The following is a 21,735-nucleotide window of genomic DNA, read 5'->3' as shown; positions in this document are numbered from 1 at the left end:
GTCTCGCCCGACGAGGCCCTACAGGCTCCGGTCGGCGGCCTCGCCCCGCCTTGCCGAATAGCGCACCAGACTGTCCAGCACCTCGATCTCCAGGCGTGCCTGGCGACGCCCATAGACCTCGGCCTTGAGCCATGCCAGCTCGGCGTCCAGCTGTTCCTGGCTGGCCAGCGTGCAGGCCCAGACCTTGGCGTCGGCATCCCACCGGTAGCCCCGGCCCTTGAGTTTGTCCTTGGACTCGAAGGGCGAACCCGTGGCACGCAGCTTGAAGCTGGGCCTGGCGGCCGCGGCGATCAGCTGGCTCAGGCCTGTGGTAGCGCCGCTGCCCACGGGTTTGGCCAGCACGTGCAACAAGGCATGGCAGTCCACCAGGGCCCGGTGGGCGTCGTAGAACCAGCCCTGGTCGTTGGCCAGGGCACTGAGCTTGGACGAGCCCGCGCCGGCCGCCTTCCAGTCGATGTCCATGAACGAACAGGCCCAGGCCTTCCCGGCAAAGCAGGGAAAACGGGCTTCCACGAAGGGGCGGTCGAAGCCGGCGTTGTGCGCCACGATCAGGTCGGCCTGGGACACCATCGCCTCCACCTGCTGGTCGTCCAGGCGGTGGCCCTTGACCATCTCATCGGTGATGCCCGTCACCTCCCGGGCCACCGGCGGAATCGGCATGCCGGGGTCTTCGAAGCCCTCGAAGCAGGCCACCGGGCCCACCGGCAAGCCGCAGGCCGTGTCCACCTCCACCAGCAGCATGGCCAGCTCGATGATCCGGTCGGTCGGGTGCGACAGCCCGGTGGTTTCCGTGTCGAGCACCAGCACACGCTGGCGGGCGGTGGTGGGCAACGCGGCGGGCCCGAAGTCCAGGATGGGCACGAGGCGGCGCAACACCCGAAAGTCGGGGTGCTGCTCCAGCCGTTGCGCCATCGCCTCCAGGCTCGGCTCGGCCACGGGCGCAGCGGGTGGGGTGGCCGCCGGCTGCGCCGGACGGGGTGGGTCAAACTCGAAACTGAACTGTTGCATCCGTGAAGCCTACCCGAGCACTTGAACGAACGGATTTCCACGCAGGGCCAGCGACCGAGGGCCGGCAAGGTCAGAGGCAGGGAATCGGGGAAGTGGGGCGAGCCATGGACGGGCGATGAAAAACCCATGCTGGTCGTGGATGGTGGTGCGGCTGGCGGGGATCGAACCCACGACCCTTGGCTTCGGAGGCCAATACTCTATCCACTGAGCTACAGCCGCAACCGGGCGATTCTAGCAGGCGGGGCCCGTGTCAGGCGGGCGCAGGGGGGCCGCTGGCTATAATCGCGGGCTGTCTGCCCACCCGGTGCAGGCCCGCCAACCCCCCAATCCTGGCCCCGTTCCGCACCCTTGAGGACAACATGAGCGACCACGCGCACGAATCTCACACCGGCCCGATCAAGACGCCCGCCCAGCTGCTGTGGACGTCGTTCTTTGCCTTTGTGGCTCCCATCTTCATCATCATTGGCCTGGTGTACTACGTCACCGCCGGTGACAAGCCCGCCGCGGGCGCCGTGGACACCGAACTCGCGACGGCCCAGCGCATCCAGCGCGTGGGCTCGGTGGAACTGCGCGACGCCAACCGCCCGCTGCAGACGGGTGAAGCGGTGTACACGGCCCAGTGCTCGGCCTGCCACGCCGCCGGCGTGGTGGGCGCGCCCAAGTTCGGCGACGCCGCCGCCTGGGGCCCCCGCATCGGCACCGGCTACGAGGCCCTGCTGAACTCCGCGCTCAAGGGCAAGAACGCGATGGCGGCCCAAGGTGGCGGCGCCTTCAGCGATGTGGAGATCGGCCGTGCCGTGGTGCACATGGCCAACGCCGCTGGCGGCAAGTTCGAGGTGCCCCAGGCGCCCGCAGGCGCCGCTGCCGCGCCCGCCGCAGCGCCAGCGACCGAAGCCGCCCCCGTGGCGGCCGCTCCCGCCGCGGCTCCGGTGGACGCACCCGCCCCTGCTGCGGCATCCACCACGGTGGCCGCCGGTGCCGGCGAGGCCATCTACAAGCAGACCTGCGCGGTCTGCCATGCGGCCGGTGTGGCCGGCGCGCCCAAGTTCGGCGACAAGGCCGCCTGGGCCCCGCGCCTGACGCTGGGCGTGGACGGCCTGACCGCCAGCGCCATCAAGGGCAAGAATGCCATGCCGCCCAAGGGCGGCAGCACCGCGTCGGACGCCGACATCAAGGCCACCGTGGAATACATGCTCGCCGCGGTGAAGTAAGCCGCACCGAGCCCAGACAAAAGCCGGTCAGTGACCGGCTTTTTTTCGTCCCCCGCCCGGCTCAGCCCCCACTGGCGGTGCTGGCCGATGCCAGGCGGCGCTGGGGACTGCGCACAAAGCCGAACCGCACGGGCAGCTCGGCCGCGGTCACGGCCTCGGGGCGCCAGGCCCCCGCGTCCACCGCGTCGGCGGCCAGCGCCATGTCGCTGGTGTGCACCAACCCCAGGCCCAGCCCGGTCTGCAGGTACAGGCGCCCCGCTTCGTCCAGCAGACAGCGCTGCACCGCCCCCGCGGGCTGGCCGGTGTGGGCCAGCACGCTCCCATCGGGCTGCAGGCGCCAGATGTAGGGCGTGAGCTCCAGTTCCACGTAGACACGCTGCGGCCCGTTCTGGAAGAACCATTGCCCGGCTTCGTCGGCAGCGTAGTTGCGGTGGATGAATTCGATCAGCTTGTCGTGTTTGAGCAGCGAGCCTTTGCTGGCGGCAGCGCTCTCGCCGGGCACCGCCGCAAACGGCCCGGCGGCCTGGATGCGGTCGTCGCGCATGAACCACTGGCCCCGCGCGTCCAGCCCGAGCCAGCCGTAGCAGTGCGGCACGTTGGGCCATTTGGCCAGAGCGGCTTTGACGATGTCGTCCATGGTGGGGTCTCCGGGTTCAGGTGTGCTGGAGCAGCCAGCCACCGACCGCCTCGGGCATGGCCCGCACGTGGCCGGGCAAGCCCAGGTGGCCGTACGGCGCGGGAAAACCGACGTGCCCACCCGCGCCAGGTTGCCACAGCGTGACACAGGGGCCGGCTTCCCGCGCCGTGGGCAGCGAGGCAGGGGGCACGAACGGGTCGTTGCGCGCGTTGAGCGCCAGCGCCGGCACACGGATGCCGGACAGCAAGGGTTTGGCCGAGGCCCGCGACCAGTAGTCGTCGGTGTTGCGAAAGCCGTGCAAGGGCGCGGTGAACAGGTTGTCGAACTCGTACAGATCGCGCGCGGCCAGCAGGGCCTCGCGGTCGAACAGGCCGGGGTACTGTTCCAGCTTCTTCAGGGCCTTGGGCACCATGGTCGAGAGGAACATGCGGGTGTAGACCAGCCGGTTGAAGCCGCGCCCGATGGCGTGCCCCCCGGCGGCCAGGTCCAGCGGGGAGCAGACCGCCGCGACCGCCCGCACCACGGCGCAGGCCTCGGCGCCCATTTCGCCGGCCCAGCGCAGCAGGGCGTTGCCACCCAGCGACACCCCAGCCGCGATCAGGGGCCGATCCGGATGTTCATGGGCAAAGCGCTTGAGCACCCAGTCGACCTCGAGGAAATCGCCCGAGTGGTAAGCGCGCGGGGCCAGGTTGAGTTCCCCCGAGCAGCCCCGGAAATGCGGCACCGCCAGCGCCAAGCCCCGGGCTGCGGCGAAGTCGGCGAAGGCCACGGCGTACTGGCTGCTCGACGAACCTTCCAGGCCATGGAACAGCACCAGCAGGGGTGCCCCGGGCGCGCTGGGGTGGTCGGCCCGGTCCACGTCGATGAAGTCGCCATCGGGCGTGGTCCAGCGGCTGCGCTGCCAGCGCGGCGCGGGGCCGAAGTGGCGGCGCGCGGCCAGCGCGGCCCACAGCGTCTGCACATTGCCCCCCGGCACCCACCAGGGGGGGCGGTAGTCGAAGCCCTCGGCGCGAATGCCGGGGCCCATCCAGGCCGTGTCGTCGCGTTTCATGGCACACCCCCTCTCTCAATGGAGCACCGGTTGCACCGTCAACACATCCTGAGGCTCGGAGCGCGAGCCCGGGCTGGCGTGGTGCGCCACCAAACGCCAGCCCTGCGCGGTCTTGGCGTAGACATTGGTGGCCACCACCCAGGCGTGCTGCAGACCATCGTCGCTCATCACCGAGACCCGCTCGACCACACTGTGCACGCAGCAGGCGCCGGTGTCGAGTCGGCGCACCTTTTCGGGCTGTGCCATGACCCTGCCGTTGGCAAACAGGGCCTCGAAAGCCGCGCGCACCGCGGCGTGCCCGACCAGTCTCGGGCCACCCGGGTGCACACAGACGATCTCGTCATCGTCGCTCCAGCAGGCCATGAGCCGCTCGATGTCGGCGTGCTGCAGGGCGTCGTAGAAGGCCGCCTCGGTATCGTCCGCGGAACTGGGTGGCAGTTTGGGTTTTCGCATGCGGGCTATTTTGCCGCGCGCCCCGAGCCCGTGGCGGCCGGACACCGGGGTATAGTGCCCTGGGCGTTGCGCGACGCCCGTGTCTCTTGTTCATCCGGCCCCTGCGGCCCCGTGGAGGTTCCTCATGTCCCCATCTGTCCGACGCCTGCTCACCTGGGCCACGGCCCTGCTTCTCGGTGCCAGCCTCACCGGCTGTGGCTACAACGATTTCCAGCGGCTCGACGAGCAGAGCCGCTCGGCCTGGTCGGAGGTGCTCAACCAGTACCAGCGCCGCGCCGACCTGATCCCCAACATCGTCGCCACGGTCAAGGGCGAGGCCAACTTCGAGCAGGAGACGCTCACCAAGGTGATCGAGGCGCGCGCCAAGGCGACGTCGATCCAGATGACACCGGAGATGGTGAACGATCCGGCCGCGATGCAGAAATTCCAGGCCGCCCAGGGCGAAGTGGGCAGCGCGCTCAGCCGCCTGATGGTGGTGGTGGAGCAGTACCCCAACCTCAAGGCCAACCAGGGCTTCAGCGATTTGCGCGTGCAGCTCGAAGGCACGGAGAACCGCATCACCGTGGCGCGCAACCGCTACATCCAGACGGTCCAGGAATACAACGTGCTCGCGCGCAGCTTCCCGACCAACCTCACGGCCATGGTCTTCGGCTACGCGCCCAAGGCGAACTTCCAGGTGCAGAACGAGGCGGCCATTTCGGCGCCGCCGGCGGTCGACTTCAACAAACCATGACACTGCGCGGATCCCGCACCGGGCTCGGCCGCTGGCTTGCCACGCTGGCGCTCTGGCTCTGCGCCGGCCTGGCCGCCGCGCAAGGCCTGCAACCGGTGCCCGAGCTGCGGGCCCGGGTGATGGACCAGACCGGCACGCTGGACGCCGCCGCCCTGGCCGCCATCGAAGCCAAGCTCGCGGCCTTCGAACAGTCGCGCGGCTCGCAGGTGGTGGTGCTGATGGTGGCCACCACCGCCCCCGAAGACATCGCCGACTACACCCAGCGCCTGGGGGACGCCTGGAAGATCGGGCGCAAGGAGGTGGGCGACGGCGTGCTGTTCGTCATCGCCAAGGACGACCGGCGCATGCGCATCGCCACGGCCAAGACGCTTGAAGGCGCCATTCCCGACCTGATGGCGCGGCGCATCCTGGACCAGGCCGTGACCCCGGCCTTCCGGTCCGGCGATTACGCCGGCGGCATCCAGGCCGGCGTAGACCAGATCCTGGCCCGCATTTCGGGCGAAGACCTGCCGCTGCCCGAAGCCTCCACCGCCAAGGACGGTTTCGAACCGATGGATCTGCTGGTCTTCATCGTCTTCGCCGTGCCCATCATCGCGAGCGTGTTGCGCGGCATCTTCGGCAACCGCTTTGGCAGCCTGCTCACCGGCCTGGGTGTCGGGGGCCTGGCCTGGCTGTTCACGGCGGTGCTGTGGATCGCCATCGGTGCCGGCCTGCTGGGCATGCTGGCCGCGCTCTTCATGCAGTTCCTGCCCACCACGCCCACCTCGGGACGGGGCGGGCGCGGCGGCTGGGGCGGCCCCACCGGCGGCTTCGGGGGTGGCGGTGGTTTCGGCTCCGGTGGCGGGGGTTTTGGGTCCGGGGGCGGGGGTTTTGGGTCCGGGGGCGGGGGTTTTGGGTCCGGGGGCGGTGGCAACTTCGGCGGCGGCGGTGCTTCCGGCAACTGGTGATTCGGACACGCGCATGAACAAACTGCTTCGCATCCTCAAACACCGCTGGCGCGACCGCGCCGACACGCGGCGCGCCGTCCCGGACGACATGGCCGCCCGCCTTGCCCGGCGCGTCGCCGCCAGCGAGCTGCGCCACACCGGCGAGGTGCGGCTGTGCGTGGAAGCCGCCCTGCCCACCAGTTACCTGTGGCGCGTCCAAGCCACCATGCCGTTGAAAGCGGTGGTGCGCCAGCGCGCCCTGAGCTGGTTTGGCCGCCTGCGTGTGTGGGACACCGAGTCCAACAACGGCGTGCTGATCTACCTGCTGCTGGCCGAACACGCCATCGAATTCGTGGCCGATCGGGCACTGAGCCGGCGCGTGAGTGCGGCCCAGTGGCAGGGCATCGTCGACCGCCTGGGCGCCCATCTGCACGAGGGGGCGTTCGAGGACGGCCTCACCCAGGCCCTGGAAGAAGTCTCGGCCCTGCTGGTGGAGCACTTCCCGGCCGAACCCGGCACGCAAACCGCCAACGAACTGCCCGACGCCGTGGTACGGGTCTAGTGCCGCGCCACGGGGCGCGCCGCGACCCGGGCTCAGCCGTTCGGGCAGAGGGCCGGCCTTCTCGGGTGCGTTGCGGCACCCATCGCCAACGGCTCAGCGGATGGTCTTCTTGGGCAAGGGCGTGCGGCTGTTCATGATCACCTGCAGTTCCTCCTGCAGCGCCTTGTTCATCAACGCGAACGTCCGGAGCTTGCGCGTGGTGTCGCGCAGGCGGTCTGCCATGCGCTTGGAAATGGCGAGCAGCAAGCGCGCGCCCACGCGCGGCTCGTCCCGCAGCAGCCGCATCAAGGCGGTGCGCGAGAGCACCGCCGCGGCGATGTCGGTGGTCGCGGTGCAGGTGGCCGAGCGGGGTGCGCCGTCGAGCACGCCCATTTCACCGATCAGGTGCCCCGGGCCCAGGATGTTGACCACGATGCTTTCGTGCAGCCCCGGCAGATCGTTGGCCACGGCGATGTCGCCTTCGAGCACCAGCAGCATGTAGTCGTTGTGCGTCACCTCCCCCTCGTGGATGAACACGGTGCCCGCCTTGATGCGCTTGGGCCGCATGTAACCCACCACCTTCATGGCGTCGGCCAGGGTCAGGTCGTCCAGGGCGGACGCCGTCACCAGCAGCCGGGCCGCCACCTCTTCGGGGGCCATATCGGGGTTCTCAAAGATCGATGACATCCCGCGCGCTCGTTGTGGTTATGGGGTCCGCTATCTTCCCATGCGGCGTTCGCCAGGCAAACCCCTGGCGAAAAAAAGCCGGCGCTGAGCCGGCTTTCGTCAAACGCTGCGGGCGTTTCACTTCTTCTGACGGTACTTGCGCAGCGCCGCGATCTGGGCCGCCATGACCGCGAGTTCCGAGGTGGCCTTGGCCAGATCGATGTCGCTTTTGGCGTTCTTGACCGCTTCTTCGGCTTGCTTGCGCGCGTCGGTGGCCTTGGCCTCGTCCAGATCCTTGCCACGGATGGCGGTATCGGACAACACGGTGATGTGGTTCGGCTGCACTTCCAGAATGCCACCGGCCACAAACACGAACTCTTCGCCGCCGTCGGCTTTTTCGATGCGCACGGCACCGGGCTTGATGCGGGTGATCAGCGGAATGTGACCGGGCAGAATGCCCAACTCACCGGCTTCACCCGGCAGCGCCACGAACTTGGCCTCGCCCGAAAAGATGGACTCTTCGGCGCTGACCACATCGACGCGGATGGTGCTCATATGTTCTCCTTTAAAAAGTCGTCGGAAAGCAAGTAATCGGGTGTCCGGCTAGGCGGTGCGCGGAGATGTGCTGCTGCACATAGCGCACACCAACAACGCCGGGCGCCCGAGTACGCCGCTTTACGCGACTTTTTTGGCCTTCTCGAAGGCTTCGTCGATGGTGCCGACCATGTAGAACGCCTGCTCGGGCAGGTGATCGCACTCGCCGTTGGTGATCATCTTGAAGCCGCGGATGGTTTCCGACAGCGGCACGTATTTGCCGGGCGAACCGGTGAACACCTCGGCCACGTGGAACGGCTGCGACAGGAAACGCTGGATCTTGCGGGCGCGGGCCACGGCCAGCTTGTCTTCCGGCGCCAGTTCGTCCATGCCCAGAATGGCGATGATGTCGCGCAGTTCCTTGTAGCGCTGCAGCGTGTTCTGCACGGCGCGAGCGGTTTCGTAGTGGTCCTGGCCCACGACCAGCGGGTCGAGCTGGCGGCTGGTGGAGTCCAGCGGGTCCACAGCGGGGTAGATACCCAGCGAAGCGATGTCACGCGACAGCACCACGGTGGAGTCCAGGTGGGCGAAGGTGGTGGCGGGCGACGGGTCGGTCAAGTCATCGGCAGGCACGTACACAGCCTGGATGGAGGTGATCGAGCCCACCTTGGTGGAGGTGATGCGCTCTTGCAGGCGGCCCATTTCTTCGGCCAGCGTCGGCTGGTAGCCCACGGCGGAAGGCATGCGGCCCAGCAGGGCGGACACTTCGGTACCGGCCAGCGTGAAACGGTAGATGTTGTCCACGAAGAACAGCACGTCACGGCCTTCGTCGCGGAACGACTCGGCGATGGTCAGGCCGGTGAGGGCCACGCGCAGACGGTTGCCCGGGGGTTCGTTCATCTGGCCGTAGACCATGGCCACTTTGGAGTTGGGCAGGTTCTCGAGGTCCACGACCTTGGAGTCGGCCATCTCGTGGTAGAAGTCGTTGCCCTCACGGGTACGCTCGCCCACACCAGCGAACACCGACAGACCGGAGTGGGCCTTGGCGATGTTGTTGATGAGTTCCATCATGTTCACGGTCTTGCCCACACCGGCACCACCGAACAGGCCCACCTTGCCGCCCTTGGCGAACGGGCAGATCAGGTCGATCACCTTGATGCCGGTTTCCAGCAGTTCCTGCGAGGGGGACAGTTCGTCGTAGGCCGGGGCCTTGCGGTGGATGGAAGCGGTCAGGGTCTGATCCACCGGGCCACGTTCGTCAATGGGCGTGCCCAGCACGTCCATGATGCGGCCCAGCGTGGCCTTGCCCACCGGCACCATGATGGGGTTGGAGGTGTTGGACACCACCATGCCACGGCGCAGGCCGTCGGACGAGCCCAGCGCAATGGTGCGCACCACGCCGTCGCCGAGCTGCTGCTGGACTTCCAGCGTCAGGGCCGAGCCCTCCATTTTCAGGGCGTCGTAAACGCGCGGCATCTGGTTGCGCGGAAATTCCACGTCCACGACGGCGCCGATGCACTGGACGATCTTGCCTTGTACTTGAGACATGATGGATACCTTCTGTTTTCTCTGGATTCTGTTGGGCGGCTGCTTCAGACCGCTGCGGCACCGGCCACGATTTCCGAAAGCTCTTTCGTGATCGCGGCCTGGCGGGTCTTGTTGTAGACCAGCTTGAGTTCACCAATGACGCTGCCGGCGTTGTCGGTGGCGGCCTTCATGGCCACCATGCGGGCGGACTGCTCGGAAGCCATGTTCTCGGCCACCGCCTGGTACACCTGGGCTTCCACATAGCGCAGCAGCAGCTCGTCGATCACGGCAGGGGCATCGGGTTCATAGATGTAGTCCCAGTCGCGGCCACCGGCACCGTCCTGCAAGGTGCTCGCGTTGAGCGGCAGCAGCTGTTCGATCACCGACTCCTGCTTCATCGTGTTGATGAACTTGGTGTAGCAGACGTAGACCGCGTTGATCCGGCCTTCGGTGTAGGCATCGAGCAGCACCTTGACCGGGCCGATCAGCTTGTCGAGGTGGGGCGTATCGCCCAGACCCGTCACGCTGGACACCACCTTGGCACCGATGCGGTTGAGGAAGCCCAGACCCTTGTTGCCAATGGCCACGGCTTCGGCGCTCACACCCTTGGACTGGAGGTCCTTGAGCTGGTTGGTCACCGCGCGCAACACGTTGGTGTTCAGGCCCCCGCACAGACCCTTGTCGGTTGTCACCACGACAAAGCCGGCGGCCTTGGCGGTGTTGATCTGCATGAACGGGTGCGTGTACTCCGGGTTGGCCCGACTCAGGTTGCCGGTGATCTGGCGCACTTTTTCTGCGTAGGGCCGGGCCGCACGCATGCGGTCCTGCGCCTTGCGCATTTTGGAGGCGGCGACCATTTCCATGGCTTTGGTGATCTTCTTGGTGTTCTCCACCGATTTGATCTTGCCGCGTATTTCCTTGCCTACTGCCATTGCTGCTCCTTTATCGGGTCAATGGACGGATCAGTACGTGCCGGTCTTCTTGAACTCGGCGATGGCGGCGGCGAGCTGGGCTTCAGCGTCCTTGTCCATGGCCTTGTCGGATTCCATCTTGGCCAGCAGGGCCGCGTACTTGTCTTTCAAGTAAGCGTGCATGCCCGCTTCAAACGGCAGCACCTTCTTCACTTCGACGTCGTCGAGGTAGCCCTTGTTCACGGCAAACAGCGTGGAGGCCATCAGACCGATCGACTGGGGCGAGTACTGGGCCTGCTTGAGCAGTTCGGTCACGCGGGCACCGCGGTCGAGCTGCTTGCGGGTGGCTTCGTCCAGGTCGGAAGCGAACTGCGCGAACGCGGCCAGTTCACGGTACTGGGCCAGGTCGGTACGGATACCACCGGACAGCGACTTGATCAGCTTGGTCTGAGCCGCACCACCGACGCGCGACACCGAGATACCGGCGTTGATGGCGGGGCGGATACCGGCGTTGAACAGGCTGGTTTCCAGGAAGATCTGGCCGTCGGTGATCGAGATCACGTTGGTCGGCACGAAAGCGGACACGTCGCCGGCCTGCGTTTCGATGATGGGCAGTGCGGTCAGCGAACCGGTCTTGCCCTTGACTTCACCCTTGGTGAAGGCTTCGACGTAGTCGGCGTTCACGCGCGCGGCGCGCTCGAGCAGACGGCTGTGCAGGTAGAACACGTCGCCGGGGTAGGCTTCGCGGCCTGGCGGGCGGCGAAGCAGCAGCGAAACCTGGCGGTAGGCCACGGCCTGCTTGGACAGGTCGTCGTACACGATCAGGGCATCCTGGCCGCGGTCACGGAAGTACTCGCCCATCGTGCAGCCGGAATAGGCCGACAGGTACTGCATGGCAGCGGATTCAGAGGCCGAAGCCGCCACGACGATGGTGTATTCCATCGCGCCAGCCTGCTCCAGGGCACGCACCACGTTCTTGATCGACGAGGCCTTCTGGCCAATCGCGACGTAAACGCAGGTCATGTTCTGACCCTTCTGGTTGATGATCGCGTCGATCGCCACGGCGGTCTTGCCGGTCTGGCGGTCACCGATGATCAGCTCGCGCTGGCCACGGCCCACGGGCACCATCGAGTCGATCGACTTCAGGCCGGTCTGCACCGGTTGGTCCACCGATTTGCGGGCGATCACGCCCGGGGCGACTTTTTCGATCACGTCGGTCATCTTGGCGTTGACCGGGCCCTTGCCGTCGATCGGAGCGCCCAGGGCGTTGACCACACGACCGATCAGTTCGGGGCCGACCGGCACCGACAGAATCTGGCCCGTGCATTTGACGGTCTCGCCTTCGGAGATGTGCTCGTACTCACCCAGAATCACGGCGCCGACGGAGTCGCGCTCCAGGTTCAGAGCCAGACCAAAGGAAGGCACGCCGTCCTTGTTGGCCGGGAATTCCAGCATTTCGCCCTGCATCACATCGGACAGGCCATGGACGCGGACGATACCGTCGGTCACCGACACCACGGTGCCCTGGTTGCGCACATCGCTCGATGCGCCCAGACCCTCGATACGGGACTTGATCAGTTCAGAGATTTCGGCGGGATTGAGTTGCATGACTCTTTCCTTCTTTCGTTAAATGGGATGAGGGCGCGCCCGTGCAGTCAGCCAAAAGGCCTTCAGGCCGTGAGGGCAACTTTCATTTGTTCCAGGCGGGCTTTGATCGAGGTGTCGAGCACCTCGTCACCCACCACCACGCGAACACCACCGATCAGCTCCGGCTGCAGCGTGACCTGCAAGTTGAGCTTGCGGCCAAACCGCTTTTCCAGCACGCCGGAGAGGTCGGCCAAGGCGGCGTTGTCCATGTCAAAAGCGCTGTACACGATGGCGTCGAAGGAGCCCAGTTGCGCGTTCTTCAATGCGCGAAACTGACTGGCAATTTCGGGCAAGGCGGCAAGGCGTCCGTTGTCGATCACCGTGCGCAGGAAGTTCTGCGCCATGGCGGGCAGGCTGCTCTTGAGCACACCAGAGATGACACCGAACACCTGTTCGGGTGAGGACTTGGGACTGTCAGCGAACTGACGCAGTTGCTCGTTGGAAGCAACGGCCGCCAGTTCGTCCAGCCATGCGGCTGCACCGGCTGCGTCCGCGCCCGCCACTTTGAACAGCGCTTCCGCGTAAGGGCGGGCTATTGTTGCGATTTCGGCCATGGTCTACCTTGGGATGCCTGCGGTTAACGTAGGGTGCGTCAGCGTAGGGCGGATCAGAGTTCGCTCTTCAAACGGCCCAGCAACTCGGCATGGATGCCGGCGTTGACTTCGCGCTTGAGGATCTGCTCTGCACCCTTGACGGCCAGCGCTGCGACTTCTTCCCGCAGCAGTTCGCGCGCCTTGATGACCTGCTGATCGGCTTCCTGACGGGCGGTGGCCACGATCTTGGAAGCCTCTTCGGTGGCTCGCGCCTTGGCCTCTTCAATCACGATCTGGGCGCGGCGTTCGGCATCGGCCAGGCGGGTGGCGGATTCGTTGCGCGACTTGCTCAACTCTTCTTCCACACGTTTGTTGGCCACGGCCAGTTCGGACTTGGCTTTCTCGGCGGAAGCCAGTCCTTCGGAGATCTTCAACGCACGCTCATCCAGTGCCTTGGCGATGGGAGGCCACACGAATTTCATCGTGAACCACACCAGGATCGCAAAGACGATGGCCTGCGCAAAGAGGGTTGCATTGATATTCATCGCAACGCCTTTCTGTGTGTTAACAAAGGTGGTGACGCACTTGCTGCCGCGAAGCGCCGCGAACGGTGACTCGGCCCAAGGCCTCCATCACCACATCGGAAGCGCCACGCAGGGCAGCAAACCCGATTACAGCGTGAAGGGGTTGGCGAACGCGAACAGCAGGGCGATGGCCACACCGATCAGGAACGCGGCGTCGATCAGACCGGCCAGCAGGAACATCTTGGTCTGCAGGTCGTTCATCAGCTCAGGCTGACGGGCACCGGATTCGAGGAACTTGCCACCCATCATGCCGATGCCAACCGAAGCGCCCAGAGCGCCCAGACCGACGATGAGACCGCAAGCCAGTGCGACGAGACCCAGAACGTTTTCCATGATGACTCCTATTGAAATGGAAGAAAGTTGAAAAGAGAGGAAAAGAAACTCAGTGCGCGGAAGATCCGTGCCACTCAGTGAGCGTCATGCGCCTGGCCCAGATAAATCAGGGCCAGCATCATGAAGATGAACGCCTGCAGCGTGATCACCAGGATGTGGAAGATGGTCCACACCGTGCCGGCGATGATGTGCCCGACGAAGAACAGGCCGCCACTCAGCGAGAAGGCCGCAAAGCCCCCCAGCAGCGCGATCAGCATGAACACCAGTTCGCCGGCAAACATGTTGCCGAACAGTCGCATGCCGTGGGAGACGGTCTTGGCGACGAATTCGATCATCTGCATGGCAAAGTTGACGACGCCCAGCAGCAGCGCGAACACCGGGTTCTTGCTGGTGCCAAACGGGGCGGTGACCAGCTCGTGCGACCAGCCACCCAGACCCTTGATCTTCAGGTTGTAGAACAGCACCAGCAGCAGCACGGACATCGACAGACCCAGCGTGGTCGAGAGGTCGGCGGTGGGCACCACGCGCAGGTAGGCGTGGGCCGGATCGTGACCGATGGCGGCGTTGTACTTGCCCCAGAGCATGGGCAGCAGGTCCAGCGGCAGCATGTCCATGAAGTTCATCATGAAGATCCAGCAGAACACCGCCAACGCCAGCGGCGCCACCAGCTTGCGGCTGTGGGCGTTGTGGATCACCGACTTGGCCTGGTTGTCGACCATCTCGAACAGGATTTCGACCGCGGCCTGGAAACGGCCGGGAGCACCGGCCGAGGCCTTGCGCGCGGCGCGCCACAGGAAGAAACTGACCAGCGCGCCCAGCGCGACGCTGAAGAACACCGAGTCCAGGTTGATGATGGAGAAGTCGACAATCGACTCCTGCTTGTGGCCGGCGTTGTTGAGATGAACCAGATGGTGCCGGATGTATTCACCCGGGGTCAATGTGTGTCCTTCAGCAGCCATGTTTGTATGTTTCCGTCTACCGTTTGAGTTCAACGCCGGGTCTGGATCCAGAATCCAAACCAGTACACCTTGAGCACCACCACCAAGCCCGCCAACAGGGCGAGCCAATTCAGGTCAGGGACGATTCTGGGCGCGGACCACAACATGGCCACCGACAGCAGAATCTTGACCCCCTCCCACAAAACAAAACCCATGAACATCGAGATCACATGCCCCGCCGCCCGGCGGGACAAGGCACTCGACGTCATGCCCCAAGCCATCAAGACCGTTGGGAGCACCACCGAAGCAGCGCCATACAGGACCGACGACGCCAGCGACACCGACTGCGTGAACAACCACGTCAGTGCAGCGACCGCCAGACCGACCAGCAACTGCACGCCAACCAGGCGCCAGACCGACAGCACCGGCTGACCGGACCGCCACCGCAACGCCTCTTCGTGCGTGAGTGGCTTGAAATCGGCTTCGTTCGCCCCATCTTCCCAAGCATCTGCGGCTTGCTTCGTCGACCCGACCGGAGGCATTGTCGACATGGCAAATTACAGACGGGTTACAGATGGATGCGATTGAGCACAGCCGTTGATTATACGTAGAAACCCCATGGGCTCGTCAAGCCTGCCGGCCGAACTGGGGCAGGCGCTCGCGCTGCGTCCGATAATCTCAAAAATGAACACCCCCCGCGAAACGAGTGCGTCCGTGCTGCCCGACTCACTCTGCTATCTGAACGGCGAGTACGGCCCTTTGTGCGATGCCAAGGTGAGTGTGCTCGACCGGGGCTTCATCTTTGGTGATGGTGTCTACGAGGTGTTGCCGGCCTACGGCGGCAAGATTTTCCGACTCGAGCAGCACACGGCCCGACTGGAGCGCTCGCTGGGTGAACTGCGCATCGCCAACCCGCTGAGGGCCGCGGATTGGCTGGCGATCGCGCGTCGCCTGATCCAGGCGCAGATGGCGTCCACCGGCGCGGCCAACCAGCTGGTCTACATCCAGGTCACGCGTGGCGTCGCGGTGCGCGACCACGTGATGCCGCCTGGCCTGCGGCCCACGGTGTTTGTCATGGTGGGTGACATGAAGCCGGCGACGCCGGAGCAACGACAAGTCGGCGTGTCCTGCGTCAGCGCCGACGACTTCCGCTGGCAGAAGGCCCACATCAAGAGCACCAGCCTGCTGGGCGCCGTGTTGGCACGCCAGATCAGTGCCGACGCCGATGCCATCGAGACCGTGATGTTCCGTGATGGTTTTCTCAGCGAGGCCGCCGCCAGCAACGTCTGGGTGGTGAAGAATGGTGTGGTCATGGGGCCGCCCAAGGACCATCTGGTGCTCGAAGGCATCCGCTTCGATCTGATCGAAGAGATTTGCAGGGAGCAAGACATCCCCTTCGAGTTGCGTCGCATCGGCCGCACCGAGGTGCTGGACGCCGACGAACTGATGTTGTCCTCGGCCACCAAAGAGGTGTTGCCCATCACCACGCTGGACGGCCAGCCGGTGGGGCATGGCGCGCAGCGTGGTCGCCCCGGCCCGGTGTACGAGCGGCTCTATGCCGGATACCAGCGCGCCAAGGCCGCGCAATCGATTTGAGGAATATCGCCATGGACCAGCCCCGCGAGATCTCGCCCGAACAATCGCTCATCGAATACCCCTGCCACTTCCCCGTCAAGGTGATGGGCGCCAACGTGGACGGCTACGTCACGGCCATGACCCATGTGGCCAAGGCCTTCGATGCCAGCTTCGACGCCTCGACCATCGAGATGCGCCCGAGCAAGGCCGGCAACTACCTGGGTCTCACGCTGTCGGTGTACGTGACCAGCCGCGAGCAGCTCGACGAGCTGTACCGCACGCTGACCACGCACCCGATGGTCAAGATCGTTCTGTGAGCATGCAGATTCGCCACCTCGGCCGGGTGGACTACGCACCCACCTGCGACACCATGGTGGCGTTCACCGAGGCGCGCACCGCCGATACGCCCGACGAGCTCTGGGTCTGCGAGCACCCGCCCGTGTTCACCCAGGGCATCGCGGGCCGCGACGACCACCTGCTCGCGCCGGGCGACATCCCGGTGGTGAAAACCAACCGCGGTGGCCAGGTGACCTACCACGGCCCGGGCCAGGTGGTGGCCTACCCGCTGATCGATCTGCAACGCGCCGGCTACTTCGTCAAGGAGTACGTCTACCGCATCGAAGAAGCGGTGATCCGCACGCTGGACCACTTCGGCGTGACCGGCCACCGCGTGGCCGGTGCACCCGGCATCTACGTGCGGCTGGACGACCCGACCAGCCACGCCCTGCTACCCCAGCGACCGCAAAAGAAAGTGGACGGCCAACCTGCGGCCGACCCCGACTTCACCGGCCTGGGCAAGATCGCCGCGCTGGGCATCAAGGTCAGCCGCCATTGCACCTACCACGGCGTGGCGCTCAACGTGGCCATGGACCTGCAGCCCTACTGGCGCATCAATCCGTGTGGGTATGCGGGGCTGCAGACGGTGGACCTTTCTACAATCGGGGTCGCCGTTTCATGGGATGAAGCGGCCCAGGTCCTGAGCCAGAAGCTCGGCGCCACCCTCAGCCCCTGAACCTCCCGTTCTCTCATCGCGCCACCCGCGCCCACGCCATGACCCGCCCCGACACCCCCACGGCCGCCGACACCCACACGGTCCGCGAAGCCCAGCCCGCCGCCGGCTACGACGCCAGCGCCAAGCAGAAGAGCCAGGCCAAGACCTCGCGCATCCCGATCAAGATCGTGCCGGCCGAGGTGCTGAAGAAGCCCGAGTGGATCCGCGTCAAGGCCGGCTCGCCGACCACGCGCTTCTACGAAATCAAGGACGTGTTGCGCGCCAACAAGCTGGTCACGGTGTGCGAGGAAGCCAGCTGCCCCAACATCGGTGAATGCTTCGGCAAGGGCACGGCCACCTTCATGATCATGGGCGACAAGTGCACGCGCCGCTGCCCGTTCTGCGACGTGGGCCACGGCCGCCCCGACCCGCTGGACGTGAACGAGCCCGAGAACCTGGCCAAGACCATTGCAGCGCTCAAGCTGAAATACGTGGTGATCACCAGTGTGGACCGCGACGACCTGCGCGATGGCGGCGCCGGCCATTTCGTGGCCTGCATCGAGAAAACCCGCGAGCTGTCGCCGGGCACGCAGATCGAGGTGCTGGTGCCCGACTTCCGCGGCCGCGACGACCGCGCGCTGGAGATCCTGAAGGCCGCGCCGCCCGACGTGATGAACCACAACCTGGAAACCGCGCCGCGCCTGTACAAGGAAGCGCGCCCGGGTTCTGACTACCAGTTCAGCTTGAACCTGCTCAAGAAGTTCAAGGCCCTGTTCCCGCACGTGCCCACCAAGAGCGGCCTGATGGTCGGCCTGGGTGAGACCGACGAGGAAATCCTCGACGTCATGCGCGACATGCGCGCGCACAACATCGAGATGCTGACCATCGGCCAGTACCTGGCCCCCAGCGGCCACCACCTGCCGGTGCGCCGCTACGTGCACCCCGACACCTTCAAGATGTTCGAGGCCAAGGCCTACGAGATGGGCTTCACCCACGCCGCCGTAGGCGCGATGGTGCGCAGCAGCTACCACGCCGACCAGCAGGCGCACAACGCGCTCCACGCGGGCGCCCCCAAGGCCTGAGCATGAACCGCCCGGCCGATACCCTGTCGGTCCGGTGCTATGGCGCCTCGCACGGCAGCCACGCGCACGACCACTTCCAGATCCTGCTCGGATTGGACGGCGTGCTGGAGCTGGAAGTGGATGGCCGCGGCCGGCGCATCGCCGCCGGTGACGGCGTCGTGATCGTCCCCGGGGACCGCCACGACTTCGAAGCCAGCGGGTCGGCACGCTGCCTGGTGCTGGACTCCCGCGATGCCCGCTGGCAACACGCCCACCACAACCCCGAGCCTCGGGCACTGGCACCCCTGGCCATCTACCTTGCCGCGGCCTGCGACGGCGCCCTGCCCCGCGCCCGGCTGCTGGGCCCGGCCCTGCTCCTGGAAGCCTGGACACCGCCCGCCGCGGTGCGGCGGGCACGGCGCGCCATCGACTGGGCCGCGCTGACCGCCTGGGCACAGGCCCACGGTCATGCGGCCCTGCAGGTGGGCGACCTGGCGTCGCGCGTGCACCTGAGCGCCGCGCAGTTCACCGCCCGTTGCCGCGAGGACCTGGGACAAAGCCCCATGGCGTGGCTGCGCGAGCTGCGGCTGGCCGAGGCACGCCGGTTCAGAAGCCAGGGCCTGCCCGTGGCCGAGGTGGCGCGGCGCACGGGCTACCGCTCGCCGTCGGCGCTCACCGCTGCCCTGCGCAAGCAAGCGGGCCACTGAAGCGCAAGACCCGCGGATCGCGACGATCCACCCGCGTCCGCCAACAGTGCGGCCCCCTATGCTGGCCGCATGTGTCCTGGCTCACGGCGATCAGTCTCCACCTCTGTGGCACCCCAGGCCTGCGGGCCCTCAGCCCGTGGCGCTCATTTTTTCCCAGGCCGCGATCACCTCGGCGGCGTACATCAGCGCCGGCCCCCCGCCCATGTACACGCACACAGCCAGCATCTCTTCGAGTTCGGCGCGCGTGCAGCCCAGCTGGACCAGGGCCTTGACGTGAAAGCCGATGCAACCCGAGCAGCGCTGCGTGACCGCGATCGACAGAGCGATCAGCTCCTTGTGTTTGGCGCTGAGCTCGCCATCGGTGATGGCGGCCCTGGCCAGTTGGCCGAAACCCGCCATGGCGGTGGGCTGGGCCTTGCGGAACGGCGCCAGGCTCTCGTTGATGTCGCGCATCAGCTCGTTGTGGTTGAAGGTGCTCAAGAAGTGTCCTTTGCAGAATTTAATACCCAGTGGAGTATCAAGCATGAACCGCTCACCCCACCTTGTCATTGATCAAAGTCCGGCCGCGCCGGCCGGGGGAAGCGCATGACGGCCAACCTGCTGGCGCTGGGCGCCATGGCGTTGTGGGCCTCCCTGGCCGCGCTCGGCGTGTCGCTGTCCCACGTGCCCCCGTTCCTGCTCACCGGGCTGGCCCTGCTGGTGGGCAGCGTGATCGCCCTGCCACTGTCGCGTTTTGATGTCCGCCGATGGCGGGTGCCCGGCGCCACGCTCGCGCTCGGTGTCTACGGCCTGTTCGGGTTCCACTTCCTGCTGTTCATCGCGCTGCGCCACGCCCCGCCGGTGCAGGCCAATCTGGTGAACTACCTCTGGCCGCTGGGCATCGTGGTCTTGGCGCCGCTGTTCCTGCCCGGGGTGTCGCTCACCACGCGCCATGTGCTGGCCGCACTGATCGGTTTTGCCGGCGCGGCGCTGGCCATCCTGGGTGGGCGCGGCGCCGGCGTCGAAGCGGTCTGGGCCTGGGGTTACGTGCCCGCGCTGGGCTCGGCCTTCATCTGGGCCAGCTACTCGCTGCTGACCCAACGTGTGCGGGCCTTCCCCACCGCGGCCATCGGCAGCTTTGCGCTGGCCTCGGGCCTGCTCTCGGTGTTGTGCCATTTCTGGCTGGAGCCCAGCACCACGTTGTCGGCCCGTGACTGGGGTCTGATCGTGGTGCTGGGTCTGGGCCCGCTGGGCGGCGCGTTTTTCCTCTGGGATGCCGCGCTCAAGCGGGGCGACGCGCGCCAGATCGGGGTGCTGAGTTTCCTGACACCGCTGCTGTCGACCCTCACCTTGCTGTGGGTGCGCGGCGAGACGCCGAGCGCTTCCGTGGCACTGGCGGCGTTGATGATCATCGGCGCAGCGGTGATGGCCACCCGGAGCCGTTGAGGGCGCCCCCATGGATCCCTTTCAAAGCATTCAACCGTTCAGGTTGCGTCTGTCAAACACCCGCACGGCCTCGATGGCCCGGGCCCGCGGCCGGTATGGGCTTTGGGGAAACGGCCTGGTTGATGGTCGGCGCGGCGGAGGCGGTCTATGCGGCCGCATTCGCTTCGACAATAATGGGCGCCCACTTCAGAAATCGAACCCATGCATCAGACGACCTTGCTCATGAAGTTCGATGGATCGACAAACGATGGGCAGCCGGGCGCCCGATCCCATGTCCGCACCAGCGCCTGACACGTCCCCCGATGCGCCTCTCACCCTGTGGCTCACCGGCTTGAGCGGAGCGGGCAAAACCACCTTGGCCCAGACACTGTCCCGGGCATTGAATGAGCGCGGCCGCCGATGTGTGGTGCTCGACGGCGACACCTTGCGCCGCGGGCTGAACCGGGACCTGGGTTTCCGCGCGCACGAGCGCAGCGAGAACATCCGCCGTGCCGCCGAGGTCGCCCGGTTGATGAACGACGCCGGCCTGATCGTCGTTGCGGCGTTGATCTCGCCCTTGCGGACCGACCGGGCACACGCCAGCTCCATCATCGGGGCGCATCGCTTCCTGGAAATCCACGTCAGCACGCCGCTGGAAGTGTGCGAAGCCGCCGACGTCAAGGGCCTCTATCGCCAAGCCCGGCGAGGCGAACTCGCCCTGTTCACCGGTGTCAGCGCTCCCTATGAAGCGCCGGAGGCGCCCCGGCTGGCGATCAACCCCATGCGGACGGGGCTGCGGCCCGCCGTGAATGAACTGCTCGCGCTGATCGGGGAAGCAACGCCATGAGCCATCCTCCGCTCCCGATGCCGGTCATCGTGGGCGCACCTCGCTCGGGCACGACGCTGCTGCGGCTGATGCTCGACGCCCATCCCGACCTCGCGATCCCGCCCGAGACGGGCTTCGTCGTTGCCGCCTCGGCGTTGGACGCGTCGACGAGCGATCTGCGCGCTCGTTTTCTCGACACAGTCACCGCCTTTCCGCCCCAGGCCCCCAACTGGGAGGACTTCGGTCTCGCGCGCGAGACACTGGCCGAGGCCGTACAAGCCCTTGAACCTTTCACCGTGGCGGACGGACTGCGGGCCTTCTATCGGCTCTACGCGCAACGCTTGGGCAAACCACGTTGGGGCGAAAAGACGCCGGACTATTCGCTTCACATCGGCGCGATTGCCGCGCTGTTGCCAGAGGCCCGGTTCGTCCATCTCATTCGCGACGGCCGCGATGTGGCGGCGTCTTGGCGCCAGCAATGGTTCTCGCCGGGCCATGAGCCCGAAGTCCTGGCGCGTGCCTGGACCGACCGGGTGCGGGCCGCCCGCGGCACGGGCCTGGGCCGCACCCACTACGTCGAGGTCTTCTACGAAGACCTGGTGGCGCGGCCAGAGCCCGTGTTGCGGCACCTGTGCGATTTCCTGGATCTGCACTGGTCGGACCAGTTGCTGAACCACCAGGAGCGCGCCCCCCGAAGGCTGGAAGAACACCGGACGCGTCTCTCGCTGGATGGCACCGTCATCGCGAGCCACGCGCAGCGCCTGCGCCAACAGCGCAGAACCATGGAACGACCGGGCACCGGGCGCATCGGTTCCTGGCGCGAAGAACTGAGCGAGGACGAAGTCCGGCGCTTCGAACGCGTGGCGGGTGGCCTGCTTGTCGAGCTGGGGTATGAATTGCAGCACCACAACTGATCCGGCCGAAGGCATCGCGCACCG

The 21,735-nt window shown here is 66.3% G+C and carries 27 protein-coding genes and 1 tRNA gene; 12 read left to right on the top strand and 16 right to left on the bottom strand.

The genetic code is table 11. The features are described from left to right. Positions 1-18: 18 nt before the first annotated feature. Together KIH07_RS05635 and KIH07_RS05630 are read right to left on the bottom strand one after the other, a co-directional pair. Entirely contained in the window at positions 19-1,008 is a 990-nt protein-coding gene (locus KIH07_RS05635) for a 3'-5' exonuclease (protein ID WP_226491027.1), read from the bottom strand. Positions 1,009-1,151: 143 nt separating this feature from the next. Beyond that, positions 1,152-1,227, bottom strand: a tRNA-Arg gene (locus tag KIH07_RS05630). A gap of 140 nt (positions 1,228-1,367) precedes the next feature. On the opposite strand from KIH07_RS05630, the gene KIH07_RS05625 reads away from it, so the two are divergent. Beyond that, entirely contained in the window at positions 1,368-2,219 is an 852-nt protein-coding gene (locus KIH07_RS05625; protein WP_226491026.1) for a c-type cytochrome, read from the top strand. Between the two features lie 61 nt (positions 2,220-2,280). Here KIH07_RS05625 and KIH07_RS05620 read toward each other — a convergent pair whose 3' ends face one another. The 3 genes from KIH07_RS05620 to KIH07_RS05610 are packed head-to-tail and all read right to left on the bottom strand — an operon-like array spanning position 2,281 to position 4,360. After that, a complete protein-coding gene (locus tag KIH07_RS05620) occupies positions 2,281-2,856 on the bottom strand; it encodes a DUF2946 family protein (RefSeq protein WP_226491025.1) in 576 nt (191 codons plus the stop codon). A 16-nt stretch (positions 2,857-2,872) separates the two neighbouring features. Beyond that, on the bottom strand, positions 2,873-3,907 hold the full coding sequence (locus KIH07_RS05615; RefSeq protein WP_413465703.1) for a YheT family hydrolase: 1,035 nt from the start codon (positions 3,905-3,907) through the stop codon (positions 2,873-2,875). A gap of 15 nt (positions 3,908-3,922) precedes the next feature. Beyond that, entirely contained in the window at positions 3,923-4,360 is a 438-nt protein-coding gene (locus KIH07_RS05610; protein WP_226491024.1) for a YybH family protein, read from the bottom strand. Between the two features lie 124 nt (positions 4,361-4,484). Here KIH07_RS05610 and KIH07_RS05605 point away from each other — a divergent pair, with 124 nt between their 5' ends. From KIH07_RS05605 to KIH07_RS05595, 3 genes are read left to right on the top strand one after another with little or no spacing between them, the layout of a single operon-like run. Beyond that, positions 4,485-5,093: a LemA family protein gene (locus KIH07_RS05605; protein ID WP_226491023.1), complete on the top strand. Its 609-nt coding sequence runs from the start codon at positions 4,485-4,487 to the stop codon at positions 5,091-5,093. Further along, complete coding sequence (locus tag KIH07_RS05600; RefSeq protein WP_226491022.1) at positions 5,090-6,040, top strand: TPM domain-containing protein; 951 nt, start codon at positions 5,090-5,092, stop codon at positions 6,038-6,040. The genes KIH07_RS05605 and KIH07_RS05600 overlap by 4 nt, the downstream gene beginning before the upstream one ends. 13 nt (positions 6,041-6,053) lie before the next feature. Further along, positions 6,054-6,581 carry a TPM domain-containing protein gene (locus KIH07_RS05595; RefSeq protein WP_226491021.1) on the top strand — a complete coding sequence of 176 codons (528 nt, stop codon included), beginning with the start codon at positions 6,054-6,056 and terminating at the stop codon, positions 6,579-6,581. Positions 6,582-6,674: 93 nt separating this feature from the next. Here the strand turns inward: KIH07_RS05595 and KIH07_RS05590 are convergent, their stop codons facing one another. The 10 genes from KIH07_RS05590 to KIH07_RS05545 all read right to left on the bottom strand — a co-directional run bounded on the left by KIH07_RS05590 (position 6,675) and on the right by KIH07_RS05545 (position 14,784). Then, the gene (locus tag KIH07_RS05590; protein ID WP_226491020.1) at positions 6,675-7,247 is read right to left on the bottom strand and encodes a cyclic nucleotide-binding domain-containing protein; all 573 of its coding nucleotides are present in this window, start codon (positions 7,245-7,247) and stop codon (positions 6,675-6,677) included. A gap of 117 nt (positions 7,248-7,364) precedes the next feature. Beyond that, positions 7,365-7,781 (bottom strand): F0F1 ATP synthase subunit epsilon, encoded by a 417-nt coding sequence (locus KIH07_RS05585; RefSeq protein ID WP_226491019.1) that lies wholly within the window; start codon positions 7,779-7,781, stop codon positions 7,365-7,367. Between the two features lie 120 nt (positions 7,782-7,901). Then, on the bottom strand, positions 7,902-9,308 hold the full coding sequence (gene atpD / locus KIH07_RS05580) for a F0F1 ATP synthase subunit beta (protein WP_226491018.1): 1,407 nt from the start codon (positions 9,306-9,308) through the stop codon (positions 7,902-7,904). 44 nt (positions 9,309-9,352) lie between these two features. Beyond that, on the bottom strand, positions 9,353-10,219 hold the full coding sequence (gene atpG / locus KIH07_RS05575; RefSeq protein ID WP_226491017.1) for a F0F1 ATP synthase subunit gamma: 867 nt from the start codon (positions 10,217-10,219) through the stop codon (positions 9,353-9,355). Positions 10,220-10,249: 30 nt separating this feature from the next. After that, on the bottom strand, positions 10,250-11,806 hold the full coding sequence (gene atpA / locus KIH07_RS05570) for a F0F1 ATP synthase subunit alpha (protein WP_226491016.1): 1,557 nt from the start codon (positions 11,804-11,806) through the stop codon (positions 10,250-10,252). A gap of 62 nt (positions 11,807-11,868) precedes the next feature. After that, entirely contained in the window at positions 11,869-12,399 is a 531-nt protein-coding gene (locus KIH07_RS05565; protein ID WP_068174687.1) for a F0F1 ATP synthase subunit delta, read from the bottom strand. Between the two features lie 53 nt (positions 12,400-12,452). Next, positions 12,453-12,923, bottom strand: a complete 471-nt coding sequence (locus KIH07_RS05560; RefSeq protein ID WP_068174685.1) for a F0F1 ATP synthase subunit B — start codon at positions 12,921-12,923, stop codon at positions 12,453-12,455. A gap of 126 nt (positions 12,924-13,049) precedes the next feature. Then, positions 13,050-13,295 carry a F0F1 ATP synthase subunit C gene (gene atpE / locus KIH07_RS05555; RefSeq protein WP_068174683.1) on the bottom strand — a complete coding sequence of 82 codons (246 nt, stop codon included), beginning with the start codon at positions 13,293-13,295 and terminating at the stop codon, positions 13,050-13,052. A 74-nt stretch (positions 13,296-13,369) separates the two neighbouring features. Further along, positions 13,370-14,254: a F0F1 ATP synthase subunit A gene (gene atpB / locus KIH07_RS05550; protein WP_226491015.1), complete on the bottom strand. Its 885-nt coding sequence runs from the start codon at positions 14,252-14,254 to the stop codon at positions 13,370-13,372. A 29-nt stretch (positions 14,255-14,283) separates the two neighbouring features. Continuing rightward, entirely contained in the window at positions 14,284-14,784 is a 501-nt protein-coding gene (locus KIH07_RS05545) for an ATP synthase subunit I (protein ID WP_319004779.1), read from the bottom strand. Between the two features lie 133 nt (positions 14,785-14,917). Between KIH07_RS05545 and KIH07_RS05540 the strand changes: the two genes are divergently transcribed. From KIH07_RS05540 to KIH07_RS05520, 5 genes are read left to right on the top strand one after another with little or no spacing between them, the layout of a single operon-like run. Further along, positions 14,918-15,829 (top strand): D-amino acid aminotransferase, encoded by a 912-nt coding sequence (locus tag KIH07_RS05540; RefSeq protein ID WP_226491014.1) that lies wholly within the window; start codon positions 14,918-14,920, stop codon positions 15,827-15,829. A gap of 11 nt (positions 15,830-15,840) precedes the next feature. Beyond that, a complete protein-coding gene (locus KIH07_RS05535; protein ID WP_226491013.1) occupies positions 15,841-16,125 on the top strand; it encodes a DUF493 family protein in 285 nt (94 codons plus the stop codon). Between the two features lie 2 nt (positions 16,126-16,127). Continuing rightward, positions 16,128-16,820 (top strand): lipoyl(octanoyl) transferase LipB, encoded by a 693-nt coding sequence (gene lipB / locus KIH07_RS05530; protein WP_226491012.1) that lies wholly within the window; start codon positions 16,128-16,130, stop codon positions 16,818-16,820. 38 nt (positions 16,821-16,858) lie between these two features. Beyond that, positions 16,859-17,881: a lipoyl synthase gene (gene lipA, locus KIH07_RS05525; RefSeq protein ID WP_226491011.1), complete on the top strand. Its 1,023-nt coding sequence runs from the start codon at positions 16,859-16,861 to the stop codon at positions 17,879-17,881. Positions 17,882-17,883: 2 nt separating this feature from the next. Further along, the gene (locus KIH07_RS05520) at positions 17,884-18,567 is read left to right on the top strand and encodes a helix-turn-helix domain-containing protein (protein ID WP_226491010.1); all 684 of its coding nucleotides are present in this window, start codon (positions 17,884-17,886) and stop codon (positions 18,565-18,567) included. A 129-nt stretch (positions 18,568-18,696) separates the two neighbouring features. Here the strand turns inward: KIH07_RS05520 and KIH07_RS05515 are convergent, their stop codons facing one another. Further along, positions 18,697-19,047 (bottom strand): carboxymuconolactone decarboxylase family protein, encoded by a 351-nt coding sequence (locus KIH07_RS05515; RefSeq protein ID WP_226491009.1) that lies wholly within the window; start codon positions 19,045-19,047, stop codon positions 18,697-18,699. A gap of 105 nt (positions 19,048-19,152) precedes the next feature. On the opposite strand from KIH07_RS05515, the gene KIH07_RS05510 reads away from it, so the two are divergent. The 3 genes from KIH07_RS05510 to KIH07_RS05500 all read left to right on the top strand — a co-directional run bounded on the left by KIH07_RS05510 (position 19,153) and on the right by KIH07_RS05500 (position 21,711). Beyond that, positions 19,153-19,992 (top strand): DMT family transporter, encoded by an 840-nt coding sequence (locus KIH07_RS05510; protein WP_226491008.1) that lies wholly within the window; start codon positions 19,153-19,155, stop codon positions 19,990-19,992. 247 nt (positions 19,993-20,239) lie between these two features. Next, entirely contained in the window at positions 20,240-20,818 is a 579-nt protein-coding gene (gene cysC, locus KIH07_RS05505) for an adenylyl-sulfate kinase (protein ID WP_413465798.1), read from the top strand. Further along, the gene (locus KIH07_RS05500; protein WP_226491007.1) at positions 20,815-21,711 is read left to right on the top strand and encodes a sulfotransferase family protein; all 897 of its coding nucleotides are present in this window, start codon (positions 20,815-20,817) and stop codon (positions 21,709-21,711) included. The genes cysC and KIH07_RS05500 overlap by 4 nt, the downstream gene beginning before the upstream one ends. Positions 21,712-21,735: the final 24 nt, after the last annotated feature.

The sequence above is a fragment of the Hydrogenophaga taeniospiralis genome (assembly GCF_020510445.1).
Classification (GTDB): domain Bacteria; phylum Pseudomonadota; class Gammaproteobacteria; order Burkholderiales; family Burkholderiaceae_C; genus Hydrogenophaga.
The sequence above is the reverse complement of the archived record's forward strand: the minus strand, read 5'-3'. Positions and strand labels throughout refer to the sequence as shown.

Bases quoted from the DNA above. Each gene is read 5' to 3' on its own strand.
- KIH07_RS05510 (WP_226491008.1), top strand. From the start codon at position 19,153: ATGACGGCCAACCTGCTGGCGCTGGGCGCCATGGCGTTGTGGGCCTCC.
- KIH07_RS05595 (WP_226491021.1), top strand. From the start codon at position 6,054: ATGAACAAACTGCTTCGCATCCTCAAACACCGCTGGCGCGACCGCGCC.
- atpE (WP_068174683.1), bottom strand. From the start codon at position 13,295: ATGGAAAACGTTCTGGGTCTCGTCGCACTGGCTTGCGGTCTCATCGTC.
- lipB (WP_226491012.1), top strand. From the start codon at position 16,128: ATGCAGATTCGCCACCTCGGCCGGGTGGACTACGCACCCACCTGCGAC.
- atpG (WP_226491017.1), bottom strand. From the start codon at position 10,219: ATGGCAGTAGGCAAGGAAATACGCGGCAAGATCAAATCGGTGGAGAAC.
- KIH07_RS05565 (WP_068174687.1), bottom strand. From the start codon at position 12,399: ATGGCCGAAATCGCAACAATAGCCCGCCCTTACGCGGAAGCGCTGTTC.
- KIH07_RS05545 (WP_319004779.1), bottom strand. From the start codon at position 14,784: ATGTCGACAATGCCTCCGGTCGGGTCGACGAAGCAAGCCGCAGATGCT.
- atpB (WP_226491015.1), bottom strand. From the start codon at position 14,254: ATGGCTGCTGAAGGACACACATTGACCCCGGGTGAATACATCCGGCAC.
- lipA (WP_226491011.1), top strand. From the start codon at position 16,859: ATGACCCGCCCCGACACCCCCACGGCCGCCGACACCCACACGGTCCGC.
- KIH07_RS05610 (WP_226491024.1), bottom strand. From the start codon at position 4,360: ATGCGAAAACCCAAACTGCCACCCAGTTCCGCGGACGATACCGAGGCG.
- KIH07_RS05625 (WP_226491026.1), top strand. From the start codon at position 1,368: ATGAGCGACCACGCGCACGAATCTCACACCGGCCCGATCAAGACGCCC.
- KIH07_RS05520 (WP_226491010.1), top strand. From the start codon at position 17,884: ATGAACCGCCCGGCCGATACCCTGTCGGTCCGGTGCTATGGCGCCTCG.
- KIH07_RS05635 (WP_226491027.1), bottom strand. From the start codon at position 1,008: ATGCAACAGTTCAGTTTCGAGTTTGACCCACCCCGTCCGGCGCAGCCG.
- KIH07_RS05590 (WP_226491020.1), bottom strand. From the start codon at position 7,247: ATGTCATCGATCTTTGAGAACCCCGATATGGCCCCCGAAGAGGTGGCG.
- KIH07_RS05560 (WP_068174685.1), bottom strand. From the start codon at position 12,923: ATGAATATCAATGCAACCCTCTTTGCGCAGGCCATCGTCTTTGCGATC.
- KIH07_RS05500 (WP_226491007.1), top strand. From the start codon at position 20,815: ATGAGCCATCCTCCGCTCCCGATGCCGGTCATCGTGGGCGCACCTCGC.
- KIH07_RS05535 (WP_226491013.1), top strand. From the start codon at position 15,841: ATGGACCAGCCCCGCGAGATCTCGCCCGAACAATCGCTCATCGAATAC.
- KIH07_RS05585 (WP_226491019.1), bottom strand. From the start codon at position 7,781: ATGAGCACCATCCGCGTCGATGTGGTCAGCGCCGAAGAGTCCATCTTT.
- atpA (WP_226491016.1), bottom strand. From the start codon at position 11,806: ATGCAACTCAATCCCGCCGAAATCTCTGAACTGATCAAGTCCCGTATC.
- KIH07_RS05605 (WP_226491023.1), top strand. From the start codon at position 4,485: ATGTCCCCATCTGTCCGACGCCTGCTCACCTGGGCCACGGCCCTGCTT.
- KIH07_RS05540 (WP_226491014.1), top strand. From the start codon at position 14,918: ATGAACACCCCCCGCGAAACGAGTGCGTCCGTGCTGCCCGACTCACTC.
- KIH07_RS05620 (WP_226491025.1), bottom strand. From the start codon at position 2,856: ATGGACGACATCGTCAAAGCCGCTCTGGCCAAATGGCCCAACGTGCCG.
- cysC (WP_413465798.1), top strand. From the start codon at position 20,240: ATGGGCAGCCGGGCGCCCGATCCCATGTCCGCACCAGCGCCTGACACG.
- KIH07_RS05600 (WP_226491022.1), top strand. From the start codon at position 5,090: ATGACACTGCGCGGATCCCGCACCGGGCTCGGCCGCTGGCTTGCCACG.
- atpD (WP_226491018.1), bottom strand. From the start codon at position 9,308: ATGTCTCAAGTACAAGGCAAGATCGTCCAGTGCATCGGCGCCGTCGTG.
- KIH07_RS05615 (WP_413465703.1), bottom strand. From the start codon at position 3,907: ATGAAACGCGACGACACGGCCTGGATGGGCCCCGGCATTCGCGCCGAG.